We start from the raw sequence: 3,926 nt of genomic DNA on the forward strand, positions 1-3,926 counted from the left end.
GAAGATAATCCAGGGATTGCATTTTCTTTTGTTCTTCTGTCAGTTCTGTCTTTTGAACGATTTTTATCGGCTTTGCCATTACGCATCCCTCCTGTCATAGAAACCAGGTTCAATATGCTCATTGGTACTAGCAATCGGAACGTAATCACCGCGTTCCCACTTACGGTATATTTCAAGCCCCTTTTGCGGCGTACGAGTGGCATTACGCGGATTGTACCTTGGCAGCGGATTTTCTCCGTTGATTGCAAGGACCTCCATCCGTACTTTTGTTTGTTTATATGCTGGTGTATGTGTCACGACATCCACTGCCCCACCTGTAAGAAGATTAACCGCACTCTCGTGGCTTGAGGAATGCATTGGAACATAGACCGTTTTTCCTTCCACACGATCTGTTACAAGAACTGGCAGCTTAATCGCTCCATACGGTGATACAAGACGAACAAGTGAACCGTCTTTTACGCCTCGTTCTTTCGCTAGTTTCGGTGATGTTTCCACGAACACCTTTGGGAATTTGTAGTTAAGTCCTTCTGATTTCTGAGTTAAGTTTCCTTCATGGAAGTGCTCCAACAGACGACCATTATCTAACGCGAGATCGAATTCCTGTGGGAATTCCATTGGCGGAATATAATCAAACAAACCGAAACGTGCTTTTTTATCTGGAAAATTAAAGCCGTCTTCGAAAAGGAGCGGCGTGTTGGATCCATCAAGTGAACCCCAGTGGAAACTGTTCCACCCTTCGAGAACATCATAATTACACTGGCTGAAGAAAGGAGTTAAGCTTGCCATTTCATCAAAAATCTCACTTGGATGCGTATAATTCCAATCAAAGCCCATCTTTTTAGCGAGCTGTGTCAGAATCCACCAGTCTGGTTTACTATCGCCCAGAGGCTGTAATGCTTGGTACAAACGCTGTACACGGCGCTCGGTATTGGTAAACGTTCCATCCTTTTCAAGTGACGGAGCACCTGGCAAGATAACATCTGCAAATTGAGCGGTTGTCGTTAAGAAGATTTCTTGAACAACAAGGAAATCTAACTTCGCAAGCATCGCCTGCGTATGGTTCGAGTCCGCATCGACCCATGCCATATCCTCACCAGCTATAAACATCGCCTTCATCTCGCCTTTATCGACAGCACCGAGCATTTCGATATTGTCAAGTCCAGGATTTTCAGGAATTTTCACCCCATAAGCCTTTTCAAATTTTTCACGGAATTCAACATTTGTTACGGATTGATAGCCTGGGAAGATATTTGGCATTGTTCCCATATCTGCCGCACCTTGGACATTATTATGTCCGCGTAATGGGTAAGCACCAGCGTTTGGACGCATCATGTTGCCTGTTGCAAGAAGCAAATTCGCAATGGCCACAGATGTGTGTGAACCCGCGATATTTTGCGTTACACCCATTCCCCAGCAAATCACGGTTCCATCCGCATCCCGGATCATTTCTGCCATTTGTATTAGGGTTTCTTCCGGAATACCAGTAATATTCTCGGCCTCTTCCAAACTATAAGGCTCCATCATTTCCAAAAATTCATCATAGTGATTCACATGTTCTGTGATAAATTTCTCATCATGCCAGCCTTGGTCAATCAAATACTTCGTAATAGCAGAAAGCCATACATAGTCCGTCCCTTGTTTTGGACGAACGAACAAGTCTGCACGGTCACCCATTTCATGTCTGCGCACATCCACGGTGATTAATTTCTGACCGTGAAGTTTCTGCGCCCGCTTAATACGTGTGGCAAGTACAGGATGTCCTTCTGCAGGTGCGCATCCCACGAGCATGACAAGCCCTGCACCTGCGATATCCTGAATCGTTCCAGAGTCCCCGCCAATGCCTCCAGTTTGCTGTAACCCCCATGAAGCCGGTGACTGGCAATAACGAGAGCAGTTGTCCACATTATTCGTACCAAATACTTGACGTGCCAGCTTTTGGATGAGGTAATTTTCCTCGTTTGTAATTTTTGATGAAGAAATAAAACCAATGGCATCACTGCCGTACGTTTCTTTAATACCGCCGAGCTTCTCCGCCACTAAAGAAAGAGCCTCATCCCAGCTTGCTTCCACAAACACATCACCTTTACGGATTAAAGGTGAAGTAATTCGTTCTTGAGAATTGACAAAATCCCAGCCGAATTTTCCTTTTACACAGGTTGAAACACTGTTTACAGGAGCGTTTTCAGATGGTTCAATTTTAAGGATTTCACGGTCTTTTGTCCAAACTTCAAAGGAACAGCCAACACCGCAGAACGTACAAACCGTTTTAGTTTTCTCTATTTTCGTTTCACGCATGGCTGCTTCTATTTCTGAAACGGCCATGATTGTTTGATAATCAGGCTCTACTGCTTTGACGATGTCAATCATTGGTGTAAGCAAGTCATCGGAAATCCCTGTCATGAATCCTGCATTTCCAATCATTGATTTTTCCATCAATGCGTTACAAGGACAAACCGTTACACATTGTCCGCAGGATACACAAGAGGACTCATTAATGCTTTTTCCTCCATCCCATAATACGCGCGGCTGCCCGCTTTCCCAGTTGATGGTTAGCGTTTCATTCACTTGAAGATCCTGACAGGTTTCCACACATCGCCCGCACAAAATACATTGATCAGGATCGTAACGATAAAACGGGTGAGACACATCTACTTCATGCCCCTTAGAACGATGGGGTCGAGTTTGGTGTTCAATCCCCATTAGTTCTGCTGTATTATGTACACGACAATTGCCATTGTTATTGTCACATACAGTACAATATAATAAATGGTTTTCCAGTATACGATCCATTGCTTCCTCTTGAGCCTTCGTGGCAAGCTCCGATGACGTCAAAATGTCCATACCTTCTTCGATCTCAGTGGAACATGCACGCATGATGTTGCCATTTACTTCACACATACACGTATCACAGCTCTGTACCGGTCCAAGAACTTCAGAATAGCAAATGTGCGGATGCTCCATATCTTGTTTTAGTAAATAATCTATAATACGAGTCCCTTTTTCCACTTGGTGTGCTGTTCCGTTAATAAGAACGTCCACTTTTTCCTTCACTGTAAATCCTCCTTAGTAAAAAACAAAGAAATCTATCGTACCTCAAAACACAAGATTACTATTATTGAATAATTGTTAACTTGCTTTCTTAATACTTACCCTTGCGTTCGATAGTGTTTGAAGGGAATCCTTGTGAACCATATAATAGATAAAAGCTACAAAGACACCGCCGCCAATCGCATTTCCAATGATAACCGGAACAAAGTTAGCTAAATAATCCACCCAGGTGAAGTGCCCCGCAAAGATTGCTGCAGGGATGACAAACATGTTGGCCACAACGTGCTGAAAACCAATCGCTACAAACGCCATAATCGGAAACCAAATAGCAAGTATTTTTCCACCGATATCATCGGCCCCAAAAGCCAGCCAAACGCCTAAACAAACGAGCCAGTTACAACCAATAGCAGAAATTAAGGTCTTAATAAATGTTTCATCGATTTTCGCTTCTGCAATCGCAACGGTTTTGGTCAGGAATACACCTGTTTCCGTTAATCCAACAATGTGTCCAAAAAAATAAGCAACAAAGATTGCTCCAATAAAATTACTAACTAAAACTAACAGCCAATTTTTACCCAGTTGCTTTAGTGTGGCGCGCTTTGCTAGAACGGCAATCGGAAGTGCCATCATATTTCCCGTCAACAGTTCTCCTCCTGCGATAATGATTAACATTAGACCCACTGGGAAAACTGCTCCACCTAAAAGCGAGCTGAAGGAACCCCATTCCTGTGGTAAATTTGCAATAACTCGAATGTCTAATAAGAAACCAAATGAAATAAAGGCTCCACCTAAAAACCCTAATAATAGTGTATGAGCAGGCCGCATTGAAGCCTTCTTCATTCCAGCTTCAACCGCTAATTCCGCGATCTGCTGTGAAC

2 protein-coding genes are annotated in these 3,926 nt (G+C 43.4%); both read right to left on the reverse strand.

Annotated features, from left to right (window positions below; genetic code table 11):
- Positions 1-78: 78 nt before the first annotated feature.
- The gene (gene fdhF, locus WB217_RS10480; RefSeq protein WP_423993175.1) at positions 79-3,051 is read right to left on the reverse strand and encodes a formate dehydrogenase subunit alpha; all 2,973 of its coding nucleotides are present in this window, start codon (positions 3,049-3,051) and stop codon (positions 79-81) included.
- A 75-nt stretch (positions 3,052-3,126) separates the two neighbouring features.
- Complete coding sequence (locus WB217_RS10485) at positions 3,127-3,915, reverse strand: formate/nitrite transporter family protein (protein WP_423993176.1); 789 nt, start codon at positions 3,913-3,915, stop codon at positions 3,127-3,129.
- Between the last annotated feature and the right edge of the window lie 11 nt (positions 3,916-3,926).

The organism is Mesobacillus sp. (assembly GCF_049588175.1).
GTDB lineage: Bacteria > Bacillota > Bacilli > Bacillales > Cytobacillaceae > Mesobacillus.